This window comes from Arthrobacter pullicola, from assembly GCF_014836875.1.
Lineage (GTDB): Bacteria > Actinomycetota > Actinomycetes > Actinomycetales > Micrococcaceae > Arthrobacter_B > Arthrobacter_B pullicola.
The window spans coordinates 67,488-85,097 of record NZ_JACSQC010000005.1 but is presented as its reverse complement, the minus strand read 5'-3'; the positions used below and the strand labels follow the sequence as shown (position 1 = coordinate 85,097).

Here is a 17,610-nt window from a genome sequence, read left to right as displayed (position 1 = left end):
AAAATCTAGGATTTCCGGCAAAGCTGGATGCGAATCGTAGGTCTATCCATACTGGGCTTACAGAAATTCCACCCGTGTGGCTGGGCTTGCAGGGGCAGATTGCTGCTGTCAGATTGCTGATATGCAGTGAGCCGCTTCGAGGCCTGTCCGCATCCGCCGCTGATGACGGAGGCTTCCATGACTATTCCCACCGGCCACACACATCCCGGGTCCGCGCAGAGTCAGCGTCCGGAGGATAACGAGGACCGCACCGACACCATGCTGCCCTCCGCGTCCCCGGTCCAGCTGATCACCGCGGACGGCACCCACCGCCACAATGACAAGTACCCGCTCCCCGACGGAGACGCCCTCCGGTCCGCCTACGAAGGGCTCGTGACCGGACGGCGGATCAATGACCAGGCCAATGCCCTGGTCCGGCAGGGCCGCCTGGCGGTCTACCCGTCATCCCACGGCCAGGAAGCCTGCCAGATCGCCGCCGCAGCCGTACTGTCCGACGGCGACTGGATGTTCCCGACCTACCGCGACACGGTCGCCGTCGTCCACCGCGGCGTCGACCCGCTGCAGGTGCTGACCCTGCTCAAGGGGGACTGGCACGCCGGCTACGACCCGTACGAACACCACGTCGCACCGCAGGCCACTCCGCTGGCCACCCAGCTGCTGCACGCCGTCGGCGTGGCCCACGCGGCGAAGCTGCGCGGCGAGAACACCGTTGTCCTGGCCATGTGCGGCGACGGAGCCACCAGCGAAGGCGACTTCCATGAAGCCCTGAACTTTGCCGCCGTGTTCCACGTCCCGGTGGTCTTCTTCGTCCAGAACAACGAATATGCCATCTCCGTGCCGCTGAAGAACCAGAGCGTGGCACCGTCCCTGGCGCACAAGGCCATCGGCTACGGGATGCCCGGCGAGCGGGTGGACGGCAACGACGCCGCTGCGCTCCTGGCCGTCCTGGGCACCGCCGTCGAACGGGCCCGCGAAGGCGGCGGCCCGGCCCTTGTGGAAGCCCACACCTACCGCATGCAGGCCCACACCAACGCCGACGACGCCACCCGGTACCGTTCCGAGGCTGACGTCGCCGAGTGGGTGCCGAAGGATCCGCTGACGCGGCTGCGCACCTACCTGCGCGATCTGGGGCTGCTCGACGACGCCGCGGAGGAAGCCATGGCCGCAGATGCCGAGACGGTCGCGTCCCGCATCCGCGACGGGCTGAACACCGACACTGAGCCCGAGCCAATGGACCTTTTCAACTTCGTTTATGAGCGGCGGACTCCCCAGCTGGCCGAGCAGGCCGCCCTGCTGCAGGACGAACTCTCCCGGACCCAGGCCTAAGAGGGACACGAACCACCATGACAGTCACAGACCACGCACCGGCGCCCGTTTCCACGAAGGTGTCCCTGACGTTCGCCAAGGCCCTGAACACGGCCCTGGCCGATGAACTGGAAGCAGATCCAAACGTTGTTATCTTCGGCGAAGATGTTGGCCCGCTCGGCGGTGTTTTCCGGATCACCGACGGCCTGACGGCCCGCTTCGGCGAGGACCGCTGCTTCGACACCCCGCTGGCCGAGTCCGGCATCATGGGCATGGCCGTGGGCATGGCCATGAACGGGATGCGCCCGGTCGTGGAGATGCAGTTCGACGCGTTCGCCTACCCCGCCTTCGAGCAGGTGGTCAGCCACGTGGCCAAGATGTCCAACCGCACCCGCGGGAAGGTCAAGCTGCCCCTGGTCATCCGCATCCCGTACGCCGGCGGAATCGGGGGAGTGGAGCACCACTGCGATTCCTCGGAGTCCTACTACGCGCACACGCCCGGTCTGACCGTGCTGGCTCCGGCCACCGTGGCCGACGCCTACACCCTGCTGCGCGAAGCCATCCGCTACCCGGACCCGGTGGTCTTCCTGGAGCCCAAGAAACTGTACTGGACCAAGGAAGAGGTGGACCTGGCCGGGCTGCGCGCCGAGGCCGACGCATCCCGCGGTGCAGCCAATGACACCCAGCCCGGAACCGGGATCGGTTCAGCCGCCGTCGCCCGGCAGGGAACCGACGCAACCCTGATCGCTTACGGACCGTCCGTCTCCACCGCCCTGGCCGCTGCGGAAGCCGCCGCCGCCGAGGGCCGCAGCCTGGAAGTCATCGACGTCCGCAGCATTGTGCCGTTCGACGACGAAACCGTCTGCGCGTCCGTGCGCAGGACCGGCCGCGCCGTGGTCATTTCAGAAGCACCCGGTTTCGCGTCCGTGGCCTCCGAAATCGTTGCCCGCATCCAGGAACGCTGCTTCCATTCCCTCGCGGCCCCCGTGCTCCGGGTCACAGGCTTCGACATTCCCTATCCGGCGCCGAAGCTGGAGCACTTCTTCCTGCCCGGCGTGGACCGGATCCTGGACACCGTTGACGAACTGCAGTGGGAGGACAAGTGAGCGTGCGTACCTTCCTGCTCCCTGACCTGGGTGAAGGCCTGACCGATGCCGAGCTGGTGAACTGGCTGGTCGCCGAGGGGGACACGATCGCCGTGGACCAGCCGGTGGCCGAGGTGGAAACCGCGAAATCCCTGGTGGAGGTTCCCTCGCCGTTTGCCGGGATCGTGGAGGCACTGCACGGCGCCGCCGGTGAGAGCATCGACGTCGGCAAGCCGCTGATTTCGGTACGCACGACGGCGGCTGCCGGGCTCCCGGAACCAGCTGCCACACCCGCAGGCGATACCGCAGCGGTGCCGGCACCCGCAGGTGCGCCCGACGCCGCCGGGGAAGCCTACAGGCAGGAGGAACGTGCCGGATCCGGCAACGTGCTGATCGGTTACGGGACCCCGGGCAACCACGGAACCAACCGCCGGACCCGCGCGCCGCGTCCGGGCCGCGCGGGCGGGTCAGCGCTCCCGCCGGCTGCTGCTGCGTCCGCCGTTGTTCCGGCGGCTGTGCAGGCCGTGGCAGTTCACGCCGCCACCGCGGCGCTCGAGGCTCCGCGCTGCATTTCCCCGCTCGTGCGGCGGCTGGCCCGCGAAGCCGGACTGTCACTGACCGCCCTGTCCGGCAGCGGTGCGGACGGGCTGATCCTGCGCCGCGACGTCGAGCAGGCCATTGCCGGCGCCAGCACCCACCCGCCCATGCCCTCCCGCACACCCGCCCCGGCCCCCGCTTCCGGCGCCGCCGTTGACACCGCGCCCGGCACGGATCCGCGTTCCGGGCTGGGCATCACCAGCCGCACCTCGGTCAAGGGTCTGCGCCGCACGGTCGCCGCCAACCTCAGCGCCAGCCGCACCGAAATCCCCGAAGCGACGGTCTGGGTGGACGTGGACGCCACTGCGCTGCTGGAACTGCGCGCCGGCCTGAAGCGCCGGGATCCGGACAATACCCCGGGACTGATGGCGTTCCTGGCCCGGTTCGTCCTGGCTGGCCTGCGTCGTTTCCCGGAGCTGAATACCCGCTATGTCCGCAACGGGACCGGTGAAGCGGAGCTTCTGGCGTTCGACGGCGTGAACCTCGGCTTCGCGGCGCAGACCGAGCGGGGCCTCATGGTTCCCTCGATCCGGCACGCTGAAAAGCTAAGCGCCCGGGAGCTCGACGCCGAGATCCGCCGGCTCACGGCTGCGGCCCGGTCCGGGGCAGCCACACCCGCCGAGCTCACCTCCGGAACATTTACCCTGAACAACTACGGGGTCTTCGGGGTGGACGGCAGCGCGGCCATCATCAACTATCCCGAATCAGCAATCCTGGGCATTGGCCGCATCATCGACAAGCCGTGGGTCGTGGACGGAGAACTGGCTGTCCGTAAGCTCACCGAACTGACCCTGGTTTTCGACCACCGGGTCTGCGACGGCGGGACCGCAGGAGGTTTCCTGCGTTACGTCGCCGACGCAATAGAGAACCCCGGGAGCGTGCTGGCAGACCTGTGATGTCCGATACGCGGTAGGTTTGGTTCCGGACAGACCCGAAGGACGGACACCATGACGCAGGCAGGCCAGCAGATTCCGAATGACTGGCTGGAGGTTGCGCCGCGCATTTACGTGCGGACCAACCCCGGCTGGGGAATGAACACCGGACTGGTCATCGGTGATGAGCGCGCCCTGCTGATCGACACCGGCGCCGGTCCGGCCCAGGCCAAAACCATCCTCGACGGCGTCCGGCAGCTCACGGACCTGCCGGTCACCGCCGTCAATACCCACGCGCATTTCGACCACTTCTACGGCAACAGCTACGTGCTGGCCCACGGCGTGGAGGAGATCTGGGCTACCAGCGCCTGCGCCGCGGTGATCGCGGAAGACGGGGAAAAGCAGCGGGCCGCGGTAGCCGCCGTCGAACCCGCCATGGCCTCGGGCACCGGCGGCTACACCGGCATTGCCGTGCCGAACCGGCTGGTGGACGGCAGCCCCGCAGACCTGGACCTCGGCGGAATCTCCGTGACCCTGTTCCACCTGGGCCGCGGCCACACGAACCACGATCTCCTGGTGGGGGCGGGAGACGTCCTGTTTGCCGGCGACCTGGTTGAAGAAGGGGCCGATCCGAACTTCGGCGACTCCTTCCCGAAGGAGTGGATCCGGACCCTGGGCAAAATCACCGCCCTCGAAGACCTTTACGCCACCGTGGTGCCCGGCCACGGCAAACCGGTGACCATGGACTTCGTGACCACGCAGATGAACAAGATGCGCACCGCCGTCGCCGTGACGCGCAGTGCCATGGAACAGGCCTCCACGGATGTGACCAAGGCCGTGCCGATCCTGCCCTACGGACCGGAACAGTCACGTGCGCTGCTCACCCGGCTGCGGACCCTCGCCCGGTGGAAATGGCTGAAGCAATAGACACGTTCAGCCTGCGCAGCATTGCCGTCCCGGCCTTCGGGCCGACCGTCCTGTACGGAACCGCCATAGGGGCTATCCTGCCCGTCGTCGCCCTCACCGCCAGCGATCTGGGGGCAACCGTTGCCCTGGCTGCCCTCATCGTCACCCTGACCGGCATCGGGTCGCTCGTCGCCAACGTTCCCGCCACCCTCATCACCACCCGGTTTGGGGAGAAATGGGCGCTGGTAGGGGCGGCGGCCTGGTGCGCGGCCGCCATGGTCCTGGCCGCGGTCGTCCCGGTGCTGTGGGTTTTTGCGGTTGCCGTCTTTATGGTCGGTATGGCTGGTGCCGTTTTCGGGCTGGCACGGCAGAGCTACGTGACCGAAGCGGTGCCGCTGCACTACCGTGCCCGGGCGCTCTCCACACTGGGCGGATCCAACCGGATCGGTGTGTTCCTGGGCCCCTTCGCGGCCGCGGCAGCCATGCACTTCGCCGGTACACCAGGGGCGTATTGGGTGGGGGCCGGGGCCGCCCTGGCCGCCGGCGTGCTCAGCCTGACCGTGCCGGAGCCCACGGTCCGTGTTCAGCGGACGGGCCGGCGCCGGCGAAACGGACAACGCGCGGAAGCCGTAAACGCGGCTGCCCCGCCGACCATCAGATCCATCCTGACCAGCCACTCCCGGGTTTTCCGCACGGTTGGAATCGGGGTGCTGCTGATTGCTGCCGTCCGGGCCACCCGGCAGGCCGTGATCCCGCTCTGGGCGCAGCACCTGGGCATCGACCCCACCCAGACAGCAATCATTTACGGGATCTCCGCGGGCATCGACATGCTGATTTTTTACCCGGCCGGGCGGGTGATGGACCTGCGCGGACGGCGTGCCGTAGCGGTGCCCTGCATGCTCCTGATGGCCTTGGGGCTGGCCCTGCTGCCGCTGACGTCCAGCCCGCTTGGACTGCTGGCCGCCGCGCTGCTCATCGGCTTCGGGAACGGCATCGGATCGGGGATCGTGATGACCCTGGGGGCGGACTTTTCCCCGCAGCCCGGACGCCCGCAGTTCCTCGGTATCTGGCGGCTGCTCTCCGACATCGGCACCCTAGGCGGTCCTGGCCTCCTCGCCGGGGTCACGGCGGTGCTCTCGCTCTCCGCGGGGATCGGGGCGACGGCGCTGCTGGGGGTGGCGGGTGCGGTGGTCCTGTGGCGCTGGGTGCCCAAGGGCCGGCCCCCGGTTGGTGCGGCTAGCGGTCGCCCGCCTGCTGGCTGAACAGCAGCGAGCCCAGCGCGGCCAGGCTGTAACCGACTCCCACAATCAGTGCTAGGCCGCTCCAGAAGTACAGCGGGCTGCCGTCCAGGGCGGCGATACCGGTCCCCCAGCGCGCATATGCGTACACCGCGGCGGCGATTGTCAGTGCAAGGGCTCCCGCTATGATGCAGGCGCCGGTCCAGAACCTGGTTCCGGCGCTCCGCCCGCCCGCGGGCCAGGAGTTCCAGTCCGGATTTGTCCTCAGCATCACCAAGCCGCCTATCAGCGTGCAGGTGGACACCACAAAGAACGCCGCGACGACGTCGGCCGGGCGGTGCCAGAGGTTGAAGAAAGTTGCCGCTCCGGCCAGCACTGCGTAGGTGCCGCCCAGGGCAGCGGCGGCGGGCCTCCAGCGAGGGGAAGCGACCAGGAAAATGGCGGCCATGGCGGAGGCCGCCAGGGTGGTGTGCCCTGATGGCAGGGAATTGAAGTCCAGGGTAATTACGCCGCGGTCCGGACGGTCCAGCAGCAGGTTTTTCAGCAGCTGGGTCGCCAGATTGGCCGCGGCCATGGCAGCGACGGCGATGATGGCCGGGGATAGACGCTTCCGGGCGATGGTGACGGCCACGATGACGGCAAGGGCGATGAAGACCGAGAGCAGCGGCAGGTTATCCAGGATCTCGAGGGCGGGGACATGCGTGGCCGGTGCCACCACTTCTGCCTCGCGCCACGCCGATTCATCGGCCAGCTGCCCGGTGGTGGTGCGCACAAAACCGAAGTAGGTCAGGGCAGCACCCGCCGCGGCCAGCAGTGCGGCGAAGAGGAACAGGGCAGGGTTATGCCCGGCCCGGCGGCGGGCCGGTGTCCGTTTGCTCAGGAGATTGCGCGTATCCATTCCCTCCAGCGTGCCACAGGTCCATGACGGTTTCCTGTGCGCCGTCCACCGCGCCGCACACCTGCTCCTCAATATCGTCCGGCTGCCGCCAGTATGACTGCGGCACGGCGGTCCTCCCGGCTGCAGCGGCGGCCCACCTCGGCACGCGGTCTGCCGGCGGCGTCCCGCGGGTAGGCTGGCTGGGTGGATTCGAATACCCTTCCCGGCCTCAGTACCCTTCGCGGACAGGCGCACGTCGTCTCGATTCCCATGCGGGTGAAATTCCGCGGAATCCTGCACCGTGAGGCGCTGCTCCTGCGCGGTCCGGCGGGCTGGGGCGAGTTCGCGCCGTTTCCCGAATATGACGACGCCGAGGCTGCTCCGTGGCTCGCCGCGGCCGTGGAAGCGGCCTGGCAGGGATATCCGGATCCGCTCCGCCGCTCGGTGCCGGTCAACGGGACCGTACCCGCAGTTCCGGTGGAGCAGGTGGAAGGTGTCCTGGCCCGGTTCGGTGACGTGAGCGCAGTAAAGGTGAAAGTTGCCGAACGCGGCCAGTCCGTGGCGGAGGACCTGGCCCGGGTGGCTGAGGTCCGCCGGCTTCTTCCAACTGCCGGCATCCGGGTGGACGCCAATGGCGGCTGGGACGTGCCCACCGCAGTCGGAGCCCTGGAAGCCCTGGCCGAAGCCGGGCTGGAGTACGCCGAACAGCCTGTGCCGAAGATCGCAGGGCTGCGCGAGGTGCGGCTGGAACTGCATCGCCGAGGCGTTCCCGTGCTGATCGCCGCCGATGAAAGTGTGCGCAAGGAAACCGATCCGCTGCGGGTGGCACGCGAAGATGCCGCAGACCTGATTGTGGTTAAGGTGGCGCCGCTGGGCGGGGTGCGCCGCGCCCTGGACATCGTGGCGGCTGCCGGGCTTCCCGCCGTCGTCAGTTCCGCGCTGGATACCTCGGTGGGGATCCGCGCCGGAGTGGCGCTGGCAGCTTCCCTGCCCCAGCTGCCGTACGCCTGCGGACTTGGCACGCTGTCGCTGATGGCAGGGGATATCACGGAGGATTCCCTGGTGCCCGACGGCGGCGGGCTGGCTGTGCGGGAGGTGCCGGTGTCCGAGGAGCTGCTGGAACGCTTTGCTGCCTCCGCGGATCGCCGGCAGTGGTGGCTGGACCGGCTGGAGCGGGTCCACGGCAGGCTGGGCGCAGCAGCGCACGGATAGGCTCCGGCGGCGGCCCGGCTGAACAGCGGCCCTCCCTTCCTCCGCGGTTTCGCAGGGCCTATTGTCTATTTATCCAATGCCTCAACCGCAGCTGTCCGGCTGAGACACTACCGGGGTGCGGACCGTGCGGCCGCACTCCCAGTGGCGAGGACACAGAGAATGGACCAGACCCAGCTGCCGGAAAGTGTCAGCGTACTGCGGCGGGTCCTTTTCGAGGGTTTTGCCCTCGGGGACACTTCGATCGTGGACGAGCTTTTCTCACCGGACCTCATCGAGCACCAGTTCGGCCTCGACGGAAGCGGCGCAGAAGCCATCGAACACGTCAAGGAAGCCATCCGCCAGGTGCACGAGGCTATGCCGGACATTAGCTATGAACTGCAGGACTGGGCCACCCGCGGTGACACGGGGTGGGCGCGGTTTTACGGCATGGGTACCAACACAGGTCCGTTCTTCGGGCCGCCCAGCGGAAAGCACGTCGAGCTCACCGTCATAGACGTCGCCACGGTGGTTGACGGCAGGATCACTGAGCACTGGGGCGTGCCGGACCGCTTCTCCCTGCTTCAGCAGACAGGTGTGCTCCGGCGCCTGAGGCCTCCGGACCCGCTGGAATGGCCTCCGGGAGAGTTTAGGGGCAGGCCCGGAGGGCACGGTCCCTGACCATGAACCCTAGGATGGAGAGGTGACCGGATCTTCGAAGTCCCCCCGCCAGTTTTCCTCCACCGGCGCTGCCGAGCCGGCAGCGGCAAAGAGCCTCAGTTCCCTGCAGGCAGCCCGCTCGGCCGTCTCCGCCCTCGCGGCAGCCGGCGTGCGGGACGTGGTCCTGGCCCCCGGGTCGCGCAGCGCTCCGCTTGCCTATGCCCTGGCGGAGGCGCAGGTGCAGGGACTGGTCCAGGTCCATGTCCGCATCGACGAGCGGGTTGCCGGATTCACGGCGCTGGGCCTCTCCCGCGGCGGGCAGCGGCCAGCCGCCGTGGTCACAACCTCGGGCACGGCCGTCGGGGAGTTGCTCCCGGCCGTGATGGAGGCCCACCATGCCGGCATCCCGCTGGTCGTCCTCTCCGCGGACCGTCCTTCCGAGCTGCACGGCAGCGGTGCCAACCAGACCACCGTGCAGCACGGGATCTTCGGCCGGTTCCCGGCCGCACATGCTTCCGTGGAGGCTGGGGAGGACCCGGCGGAGGCAATCTCCGAGGCCTTCGGCCGGGTCGGCGGGACGTCGCCCGCAGGGCCTGTCCACATCAACCTGCACTTCCGTGACCCGCTGGTCCCCACCGCCGCCGACGCCCTGGTGCCGGCAGCCGGTGGCGGAGGCGGGATACTGTTTCCCGAACCGGCCGAACGGGAACCCGGAACCCTGGCGGAGCTGGCCGGAGCGCACCACACCGTGGTGGTGGCCGGCGACGGCGCCGGGGAAGTGGCGGCGATGTTCGCCCAGCGGGCCGGCCTGCCGCTGTTCGCGGAGCCCTCGTCGAATGCCCGGTTCGGCCCCAACGCCATTCCGGCCTACCGGCTGCTGCTCGGGGAGCTTGGCGGGCAGATTGAACGCGTGGTGGTCTTTGGCCGTCCCACCCTGTCCCGGCCGGTTGCTGCCCTCCTGGCCCGGCCTGAGGTGCGGAAGGCGCTCTATGTGCCCCGCCCGGTGAACTGGTTTGAGCCGGGCAAACGGCCGGAGACGGTCATCTCGGATCTGGGGGCGCTGCTCGCCTTTGCCGGCAGCGGAGCACCGGGCTGGCTGGAATCCTGGCAGCGGGCCTCCGGTGTGGCGGAAGCTTCCATCCAGTCGCTGCTCGCGTCCGAGGCTGAACTCACCGGACTGCACGTGGCCGGCATGGTGTGGGAATCGTCCGACGGCAACCTGGTGCTGGGGTCCTCCAACACGATCCGGGACGTGGACCTGGTGGCGTCCACTCACTGGCACCCGCTGGACGTGTACGCCAACCGTGGCCTGGCCGGAATCGACGGCACCATCTCCACGGCGGCCGGTATTGCGCTGGCCCAGGGCATCCCGACCCGCCTGCTGCTGGGAGACCTGACCTTCCTGCACGACGCCGGCGGCCTGTTGCTGGGAGACGGCGAAACGGAACCGGACCTGCAGCTGGTGGTGCTCAATGACTCCGGCGGGGGAATCTTCAGCCTGCTTGAACACGGGGAGCTGGGGGAGCGGGAAGAATACCGCGGCGTCGTCGAACGTTTCTTCGGCACCCCGCACCGGGCGGACATCGGCGGACTGGCCGCCGGCTACGGAGTGCCCCACCAGACAGCCCGGACAACGGAGGAACTGACGGCGGCACTGGAAGCGCCGATCCGCGGCCGGGCGGTAATCGAGGTACCGGTGCAGCGCACCGGGCTGCGCTCCCTGCACCGCCGGGTGCAGGCGGCCGTGAAGGAGTCCCTGGCAGCGGGGGTTTAGCCAGAAGGCGTGGTTTGGGATTCTGCTGCCGGTTTGGGATTTCGCTCCGCCGCGGAACGGCAGCGATCTCCCAAACCGGCAGCGGACGGGCCCTTAGAGGACCTTGGAAAGGAATGAGCGGGTGCGCTCGTGCCGGGGGTTGCCCAGGACATCCACGGGGTTGCCCTGCTCCACGACGACGCCGCCGTCCATAAAGACCACCCGGTCGCCCACCTCGCGGGCAAAGCCCATCTCATGGGTAACAACCATCATGGTCATGCCTTCCTCGGCAAGCTGGCGCATTACTTCGAGGACGTCGCCGACCAGCTCCGGGTCGAGGGCGCTGGTGGGCTCGTCGAAGAGCATCATGTCCGGATCCATGGACAGGGCGCGGGCGATCGCCACACGCTGCTGCTGGCCGCCGGAGAGCTGGGCGGGGAACGCCTTCGCGCGGTCGGCCAGGCCCACCTTGGCCAGGTTCTTCATGGCGGTTTCCTCCGCCTCAGCCTTGCCGCGCTTCTTGGCCCGGCGCTGGGCCAGGGTCAGGTTCTGCAGCACATTCAGGTGCGGGAAGAGGTTGAACTGCTGGAAGACCATGCCAATGCGGGTGCGGACGGCGTCCAGATCTGTTTCCGGATCGGTGATGTCGACGCCTTCGACCCGGATGAGGCCGCTGGTCGGTTCCTCCAGCCGGTTTACGCAGCGCAGCAGGGTGGACTTGCCGCTGCCGGACGGGCCGATCACGCAGACAACCTCGCCCTGGTTAACGTGGAAATCGATGCCCTTGAGGACCTCATTGTCGCCGAAGGACTTATGCAGGTCGCGGACTTCAATGGCGGGCTGGTTTGCGGATGGGACAGATGCAGCTGTGCTCACGCTGGGCTACCGGCCTCTCTGGTTGTGGCGTTCGAGTTTGGCGACCAATTGGGTCAGCGGCAGGGTGATGATCAGGTACATCACGGCCGCCAGGACCAGCGGGGTGGCGTTGGCGGACTGAGAGACGGAGTCCCGGGCAAAAGTCGTCAGTTCCCGGTCCTGCAGTGCCATGCCGGCAATGAACAGCAGCGAGGTGTCCTTAATCAGGATCACCAGCTCGTTGGTCAGCGGCGGGGTGATGATCCGGAACGCCTGGGGCAGGGTCACCGAGATCATGGTCCAGGCCGGGCCCATGCCAAGCGAACGGGCAGCCTCAACCTGTCCGGGCGGGACTGCCTGGATTCCGGCGCGGATGGTCTCGGCGATGTAGGCACCGGACACCAGGATCAGGGCGATGAGGCCCGCACCTGCGCTGCCGCCCGGGGGACGCCAGGCGAAGGCGATCGGTACGGCAAAGGCCATCGCGAAAATGACCAGCAGTGCGGGCAGGCCCCGGAAGATCTCGATGTAGATCGTGGCCGCCCAGCGGTACGGACCGACGGGAGAGAGCTTCATCAGTGCCAGGATCAGGCCCAGGACCAGACCGCCGATGAAAGCGATCACGGTGTAAATGATGGTGTTCTTTACAGCCACCGTGATGATGTCCGGGAAGGCCTTGCGGGCCACCTCGGGGTCAAAGAAGTTGACTCCGATCGCTTTCCAGTCTGCGAGCAGGACAACGGCGAGGACTGCCAGGACGAAGATGGCATACAGGATGCCCCGGGTGAGGCGTCTACGGGTGGACGGTTTCAAGTAAGGGGCCTTCCGCGGAAGTGATGGCGCCGTCCCGGGCGGGGTGTGCCCGGGACGGCGATGGGTAAGTCGGTGTTACTCGGTGAAGTACTTGTCGTAGATTTCCTGGTACTTGCCGTTGTCCCGCAGCGCAGCGAGCTGCTCATTAACCGCGGAAACCAGTTCTTCGCTGCCGGTCTTCGACATCGCGAACCCGTAGGACTCGTCAGTCTCAAACTTGGCGGCGATCGTGAATTCGCCGTCCCGGGTGTGTTCCAGGTTCACCGGGAGGTCCTGCAGGACGGCTTCGACCTGGCCCGACTGCAGGGCCGGGAAGAGCTCGCCGTCGCTCTGGAAGGAACTGATTTTCGCGTCCGGTGCCTGCTCCCGTGCGTAGGCTTCGCCGGTGGTGCCCTGCTGGACACCGAGGTTCCTGCCGGCCAGGTCTTCGATCCCGGTGATGTCCGAACCCTCGGGAACGAGGATGGACTGCAGCGAGTCGTAGTACGGGTCGGAGAAGGCCATCCGCTCCTGGCGTTCCTCAGTGATGGTCATGGCGCTGGCAATCAGGTCGCACTGGCCGGCAGCCAGGACCGTGCCGCTTTGCAGGCCGTCGAACCCGGAATCCTTCACCTCGAGGTTAAGGTCCATCCCGGACGCGATTTCCTTGATGAGGTCCATATCGAACCCGACGTACTCACCGTTCTCTTCATACTCAAACGGAACGTAGGGAATGTCGGAGCAGACCGTGAGGGTGCCCTCGGAAACGAGGTTCATCCCGGAGTCAGAGGCAGAATCATCGCCCTCTCCACCACAGGCGGAGAGTACCAGTGCAGACAACGCCGCAGCGGCCAGGACGGAGGATCGTGCTTTGTACGGCATTAGTGGCTACCTTCTCTATGACGAGCTGGACAGTGCTGGGCAGGGACCAAGGTCACCTGTTCGTATGGCAAGCAGTCTAGATTGTACGCATGCTGTTTTTGTCCAAGTGCCGTGTGCCTGTTTGTCCTGTCCGGCGCGCCGCTGCGGGCAGTCCTACTCGCTGAAGTAGCGGTCGTAGATTTCCTGGTACTTGCCGTTCGCACGGAGTTCAGCCAGCTCGGCGTTGATGGCAGCAACAAGGTCCTCGCTGCCCTGCTTCTTCATGGCGAAACCGTAGGCTTCATCCGTCTCGTAGGTTGCAACGATCGTGAACGCCCCGCCGTCCGTGTGGTCGAGGTTCACCGGCAGATCCTGCAGTACAGCGTCAACGGCGCCGGCCTGCAGCGCTGGGAACAACTCGGCGTCGGTCTGGAATGAAACAACTTCGACGCCGTCGGCGTTCGCCCGGGCGTATGACTCGCCGGTGGTGCCCTGCTGGACGCCCACTTTCTTGCCGCGGAGGTCCTCGAGGGAGGTGACCGCAGAATCAGCGGGAACCAGCAGCGACTGCAGCGAGTCGTAGTAAGGCTCGGAGAAGGCCAGCTTTTCGGTGCGTTCGGGCGTGATCGACATCGCCGCGGCGATGAGGTCGCACTGGCTCGCTGCCAGGACGGTGCCGCTCTGCAGTCCGTCAAAGCTGACGTTCTGGACGGTCCAGTCCAGGCCCATGCCGGCGGCGATCTCACGGGTCAGGTCCATGTCGAAACCCGTGTATTCACCTTTGTCGTTGACATACTCAAAGGGCTGGAAGGGGACATTGGAGCAAACTGTCAGAGTGCCTGCCCTCACCAGGTCAAGCCCCGAATCATCGGCTGAATCCGAACCTGAGCTGCAGGCCGACAGGCTGAGGGCGCCGATTGCCAGGACGGCGGCAACGGCTTTGCGTGCTTTGTGGTGCATGGAGTTAGAACCTTAAATCGTTGCGGAGCGGTGGCTCCGGTGGGGGTAGGGCGGGGCGTCCGCGGCGGCGCTCCGGCTACCTAAATTGTACCGCCGGCCCGCGGTGCCCTGCCGTTTCAGGAAACCTGGCCCGAGAGCACGCGGGTCCGGTCCAGTCCCAGCGCCTCAAGCATTGGCCGGAACTTGCTCCACGTCTCTTCCAGCTCTGCAGCAGGGTTGGAACCGGAAACGATGCCGCAGCCTGCATAGAGGCGAACCGCCGTCGGCTCTTCAATGACGGCTCCGCGCAGCGCAATGCCCCACTCGCCGTTACCGGCAGCGTCCAGCCAGCCCACCGGTCCCGCATAGGGGCCGCGGTCCATGTGCTCCAGTTCGCTGATCAGCTCCCCGGCCACGCTGGTGGGGAAGCCGCAGACGGCGGCAGTGGGGTGCACGGCCTCGACCAGGTCCAGGGGAGTGGGCAGGGCGCCGTCCACGGTGCGAAGGTCAGCGGTGACATCAGAGGCCAGGTGCCAGACGTTCGGCAGTTCCAGGACGAACGGTTCGCTGTGGCTGGTCATGGACGAAGTGAACGGCTCCAGCTGGCGGGTCAGGGAGTCAATAGCGATTGCGTGCTCGTGCTGCTGCTTTTCGGAGCCCGCCAGGACCCGCTTGGCATAGCCGGGGTCATCCAGCGGTGCGGTCGCGCGGTCAAGGGTGCCCGCAAGCACCCGGGCCTGTGCCTTGCCGTCTTCCACCTTGATCAGCATTTCGGGGGTGGAACCGATCAGGCCGTCCACGGCGTACGTCCAGCAGCTCTCATAGCGCAGTGCCAGTTCCCGAAGCACCTGCGCAGTGGCAATGGGGGAGGAGAGGGAAGCGACGATGTCCCGGGCCAGCACGATCTTGCTGAGGTCTCCGGCAGCAATGTGGGCTACGGAACGGGCGACGGCGTTCTTCCACTCGGACTCGGAGAGGACCCCTGGGCGGATCTGGTCACCGTCTTCGGGCAGCTGCTCGCCGGAGATATCGTCCATATAACCTGCCAGTGCGGTGTAGACGCTCTCGCCGTCCAGGACGAGGTCAGGGTCGGCAGTGGTCTGCGTGACCCAGGCGGTTCCGTTGCGGGAACCAACAATAATTTCCGGGACCACCAGGCGGGAGGCGAACGGTGAGCGCTTGGAGAAAGCGAACGAGCCAAAGGCTGTCAGCCCGGACCCTGGAACGGCCACCTGGTCCTCGACGACGGCGGAAGCGGCGATATCCGCCCACCAGTTCCGGGCAGCAGCGAACCGGCCAGGTCCGGTGGAGGTGTAGCGCAGGGTTTCGCCGAAACCCACCAGGCCTTCGCCGCGGCGGATCCAGCAGAGCTGGTCGTCGCGGACCAGGTACTCCAGTAATCCGATGGCGGCTGACGGCACGCCCAGGGGAACGGTAAGGGAACGCAGGGTGGTCATAGTGCCTCCAACCCTACTCCGACTGCGGGTGCGGCCTGCATTCCGGGCACCAAGATGGCGCTTGGTCTCACACCGGTGTGTGACGAACCGTAAACGGGTAGTCCGCCGGTTCGGCGGCCTCACTATTGTTTGAGACAATGGGCGGGTGAAGCGCGCAACTTTGGAAAAACGCCCTGATGAAGTCGCTGCCATGTTTGATGAGGTGGCCCCCAAATACGACATCGTCAATGACGTGCTGTCCATGGGGCAGACGCGCCGCTGGCGCCGGCTTGTGGTGGACGCAGTGGGCGCCCGTCCGGGACAGCGTGTCCTGGACCTGGCCGCAGGAACCGGAACCTCCAGCGAGCCGTACGCCGACGCGGGTGTCTCCGTAGTTGCGTGCGACTTCTCCCTGGGCATGCTGAAGGTCGGCAAGCGCCGCCGCCCGGACATCGACTTCGTTGCCGGCGACGCCACCAACCTGCCGTTCGCCGACGAGTCCTTCGATGCAGCCACCATCTCTTTTGGCCTGCGCAACGTGAACGAGCCGCAGAAGGCACTCGAAGAGATGTACCGCGTCACCAAGCCGGGAGGCACGCTGGTCATCGCCGAGTTCTCCTCCCCGGTGGTCCCGGTGTGGCGGACCATGTACACCGAATACCTGATGCGCGCCCTTCCGGCGATCGCCAGCAAGGTGGCCTCCAACCCCACTGCCTACGTGTACCTCGCTGAGTCCATCCGCGCCTGGCCGGACCAGGACGGTCTGGCTGCCTGGATTTCCGCTGCCGGATGGCAGAACGTGGCCTACCGGAACCTCTCCGGCGGGATTGTGGCCATCCACCGTGCGGTCAAACCTGCGGAGACCGCTGTTTAAGTGAACGTCCTGATTGTTGGAGCCGGACCCGCCGGTTCCACCGCCGCTTATTACCTGGCTTCGGCCGGGATCGACGTGACCGTGCTGGAAAAGACCTCCTTCCCACGGGAAAAGGTCTGCGGCGACGGCCTGACGCCGCGGGCCGTGCGGGAAATCCAGCTCCTTGGCCTGCCTCATCAGGAAGCTGACGGCTGGCGCCGCAACAAGGGCCTGCGCCTGATCGCTTCCGGACGAACAATCGAAATTCCCTGGCCGGACCTGTCCGATTTCCCTTCTTATGGCCTGATCCGCACCCGGCTGGGCTTCGACGAGGAACTGGCCCGGCATGCCCAGGCTGCCGGTGCCCGCATCCTGGAACGGCACAGCGTGACCGCCGCGCTGCGCGATGATTCTGGCCGGGTCCGCGGCGTGAGCGCAAACATCCTGGACGAAAACGGGCGGCGCACGGGAGAAACACGCGAGTTCACCGCGGACGTGGTCCTTGCGGCGGACGGCAACTCCAGCCGCACCGCCCTGAGCCTGGGACTGGAGAAACGCGATGACCGTCCCCTCGGCGTGGCCGTCCGCACCTACTTCACGTCCCCGCGCACCAATGACGACTGGATGGAAGGCTGGCTGGAACTCCCGGATGCCGCCGGTAATCCGCTGCCCGGCTATGGCTGGGTCTTCGGCGTAGGCGACGGAACCTCCAACGTTGGCCTGGGAATCCTGAACTCCTCCAAGGAGTTCGGCCGGCTGGATTACCGTAAGGTGCTGCGGGACTGGACCGCCGGCATGCCTGAAGAGTGGGGTTTCACGCCGGAGAACCAGGTGGGAGAGATCCGGGGCGCGGCCCTTCCGATGGGCTTCAACCGGACCCCGCACTACTCTCCCGGGCTGCTGCTGCTCGGCGACGCCGGGGGGATGGTCAGTCCGTTCAACGGCGAAGGTATTTCCTACGCCATGGAATCTGCGCGGTTCGCAGCGGATTACATTGTTTCCGCCACTCAGGCGGCCGGCACACCCGGCCAGCTGGCGGCACAGGCAGCGTACGACGGCGTGCTGGCCGGCTATGCGGACCGTGTCCGCTCCGAGTGGGGCAGCCATTTCACCATCGGCCGGATATTCGCCGGGATGATCGGTAAGCCTGCTGTCATGAAACTCGCACTGCGCACCGGCATGCCGGTTCCGGTCCTTATGAAGTTTGTTGTCCGCATGCTGGCCAACCTTGTGGACGCGTCCCCCAGGGGGATCGAGGATAGAGTGATTGCATTGATGGAAATGCTTGTCCCGGCCGCTTCCAACCAGGACACCGTTCCGCAGCCCGCCAGGGCCACGGGTGCCACCGGCGGTGCCAGCAATGCCTAATCCTGCCAACCCGTCCCGACGAGAA

General features: G+C 66.9%; 16 protein-coding genes. 10 read left to right on the top strand and 6 right to left on the bottom strand.

From position 1 onward, the window contains the following. Positions 1-177 precede the first annotated feature (177 nt). From pdhA to H9638_RS11565, 5 genes are read left to right on the top strand one after another with little or no spacing between them, the layout of a single operon-like run. Entirely contained in the window at positions 178-1,326 is a 1,149-nt protein-coding gene (gene pdhA, locus H9638_RS11585; protein ID WP_191747475.1) for a pyruvate dehydrogenase (acetyl-transferring) E1 component subunit alpha, read from the top strand. Positions 1,327-1,343: 17 nt separating this feature from the next. Then, positions 1,344-2,411 (top strand): alpha-ketoacid dehydrogenase subunit beta, encoded by a 1,068-nt coding sequence (locus H9638_RS11580; RefSeq protein WP_191747474.1) that lies wholly within the window; start codon positions 1,344-1,346, stop codon positions 2,409-2,411. 2 nt (positions 2,412-2,413) lie between these two features. Further along, entirely contained in the window at positions 2,414-3,883 is a 1,470-nt protein-coding gene (locus H9638_RS11575; protein ID WP_191747878.1) for a dihydrolipoamide acetyltransferase family protein, read from the top strand. Between the two features lie 51 nt (positions 3,884-3,934). After that, positions 3,935-4,786, top strand: coding sequence for an MBL fold metallo-hydrolase (locus H9638_RS11570; protein WP_191747472.1), 852 nt, complete (start codon positions 3,935-3,937; stop codon positions 4,784-4,786). Then, positions 4,771-6,027: an MFS transporter gene (locus H9638_RS11565; RefSeq protein WP_191747470.1), complete on the top strand. Its 1,257-nt coding sequence runs from the start codon at positions 4,771-4,773 to the stop codon at positions 6,025-6,027. The genes H9638_RS11570 and H9638_RS11565 overlap by 16 nt, the downstream gene beginning before the upstream one ends. Here the strand turns inward: H9638_RS11565 and H9638_RS11560 are convergent. Next, positions 6,002-6,901 carry a phosphatase PAP2 family protein gene (locus H9638_RS11560; protein ID WP_191747468.1) on the bottom strand — a complete coding sequence of 300 codons (900 nt, stop codon included), beginning with the start codon at positions 6,899-6,901 and terminating at the stop codon, positions 6,002-6,004. The genes H9638_RS11565 and H9638_RS11560 overlap by 26 nt on opposite strands. Before the next feature lie 183 nt (positions 6,902-7,084). Between H9638_RS11560 and H9638_RS11555 the strand changes: the two genes are divergently transcribed. The 3 genes from H9638_RS11555 to menD all read left to right on the top strand — a co-directional run bounded on the left by H9638_RS11555 (position 7,085) and on the right by menD (position 10,502). Then, positions 7,085-8,092 (top strand): o-succinylbenzoate synthase, encoded by a 1,008-nt coding sequence (locus tag H9638_RS11555; RefSeq protein WP_191747466.1) that lies wholly within the window; start codon positions 7,085-7,087, stop codon positions 8,090-8,092. A 159-nt stretch (positions 8,093-8,251) separates the two neighbouring features. Then, complete coding sequence (locus tag H9638_RS11550; protein ID WP_191747464.1) at positions 8,252-8,749, top strand: ester cyclase; 498 nt, start codon at positions 8,252-8,254, stop codon at positions 8,747-8,749. A 22-nt stretch (positions 8,750-8,771) separates the two neighbouring features. Then, a complete protein-coding gene (gene menD / locus H9638_RS11545) occupies positions 8,772-10,502 on the top strand; it encodes a 2-succinyl-5-enolpyruvyl-6-hydroxy-3-cyclohexene-1-carboxylic-acid synthase (protein ID WP_191747462.1) in 1,731 nt (576 codons plus the stop codon). A gap of 93 nt (positions 10,503-10,595) precedes the next feature. On the opposite strand, the gene H9638_RS11540 is transcribed toward menD, so the two are convergent. The 5 genes from H9638_RS11540 to H9638_RS11520 form a co-directional block, all read right to left on the bottom strand. Continuing rightward, positions 10,596-11,357: an amino acid ABC transporter ATP-binding protein gene (locus H9638_RS11540; protein ID WP_318241859.1), complete on the bottom strand. Its 762-nt coding sequence runs from the start codon at positions 11,355-11,357 to the stop codon at positions 10,596-10,598. A 6-nt stretch (positions 11,358-11,363) separates the two neighbouring features. Further along, the gene (locus H9638_RS11535; RefSeq protein ID WP_191747460.1) at positions 11,364-12,149 is read right to left on the bottom strand and encodes an amino acid ABC transporter permease; all 786 of its coding nucleotides are present in this window, start codon (positions 12,147-12,149) and stop codon (positions 11,364-11,366) included. Positions 12,150-12,224: 75 nt separating this feature from the next. Further along, positions 12,225-13,010 carry a basic amino acid ABC transporter substrate-binding protein gene (locus H9638_RS11530; RefSeq protein WP_191747458.1) on the bottom strand — a complete coding sequence of 262 codons (786 nt, stop codon included), beginning with the start codon at positions 13,008-13,010 and terminating at the stop codon, positions 12,225-12,227. A gap of 153 nt (positions 13,011-13,163) precedes the next feature. Further along, positions 13,164-13,949 (bottom strand): basic amino acid ABC transporter substrate-binding protein, encoded by a 786-nt coding sequence (locus H9638_RS11525; RefSeq protein ID WP_191747456.1) that lies wholly within the window; start codon positions 13,947-13,949, stop codon positions 13,164-13,166. A gap of 116 nt (positions 13,950-14,065) precedes the next feature. After that, positions 14,066-15,385, bottom strand: a complete 1,320-nt coding sequence (locus H9638_RS11520) for an isochorismate synthase (RefSeq protein WP_191747454.1) — start codon at positions 15,383-15,385, stop codon at positions 14,066-14,068. A gap of 145 nt (positions 15,386-15,530) precedes the next feature. Here H9638_RS11520 and H9638_RS11515 point away from each other — a divergent pair, with 145 nt between their 5' ends. Then, positions 15,531-16,238, top strand: coding sequence for a demethylmenaquinone methyltransferase (locus H9638_RS11515; RefSeq protein WP_191747452.1), 708 nt, complete (start codon positions 15,531-15,533; stop codon positions 16,236-16,238). Further along, complete coding sequence (locus H9638_RS11510; protein ID WP_191747450.1) at positions 16,239-17,585, top strand: geranylgeranyl reductase family protein; 1,347 nt, start codon at positions 16,239-16,241, stop codon at positions 17,583-17,585. Positions 17,586-17,610 lie beyond the last annotated feature (25 nt).

Coding starts and splice junctions, on each gene's coding strand:
- H9638_RS11550 (WP_191747464.1), top strand. CDS start 8,252: ATGGACCAGACCCAGCTGCCGGAAAGTGTCAGCGTACTGCGGCGGGTC.
- H9638_RS11580 (WP_191747474.1), top strand. CDS start 1,344: ATGACAGTCACAGACCACGCACCGGCGCCCGTTTCCACGAAGGTGTCC.
- H9638_RS11520 (WP_191747454.1), bottom strand. CDS start 15,385: ATGACCACCCTGCGTTCCCTTACCGTTCCCCTGGGCGTGCCGTCAGCC.
- H9638_RS11565 (WP_191747470.1), top strand. CDS start 4,771: ATGGCTGAAGCAATAGACACGTTCAGCCTGCGCAGCATTGCCGTCCCG.
- H9638_RS11560 (WP_191747468.1), bottom strand. CDS start 6,901: ATGGATACGCGCAATCTCCTGAGCAAACGGACACCGGCCCGCCGCCGG.
- pdhA (WP_191747475.1), top strand. CDS start 178: ATGACTATTCCCACCGGCCACACACATCCCGGGTCCGCGCAGAGTCAG.
- H9638_RS11525 (WP_191747456.1), bottom strand. CDS start 13,949: ATGCACCACAAAGCACGCAAAGCCGTTGCCGCCGTCCTGGCAATCGGC.
- H9638_RS11530 (WP_191747458.1), bottom strand. CDS start 13,010: ATGCCGTACAAAGCACGATCCTCCGTCCTGGCCGCTGCGGCGTTGTCT.
- H9638_RS11570 (WP_191747472.1), top strand. CDS start 3,935: ATGACGCAGGCAGGCCAGCAGATTCCGAATGACTGGCTGGAGGTTGCG.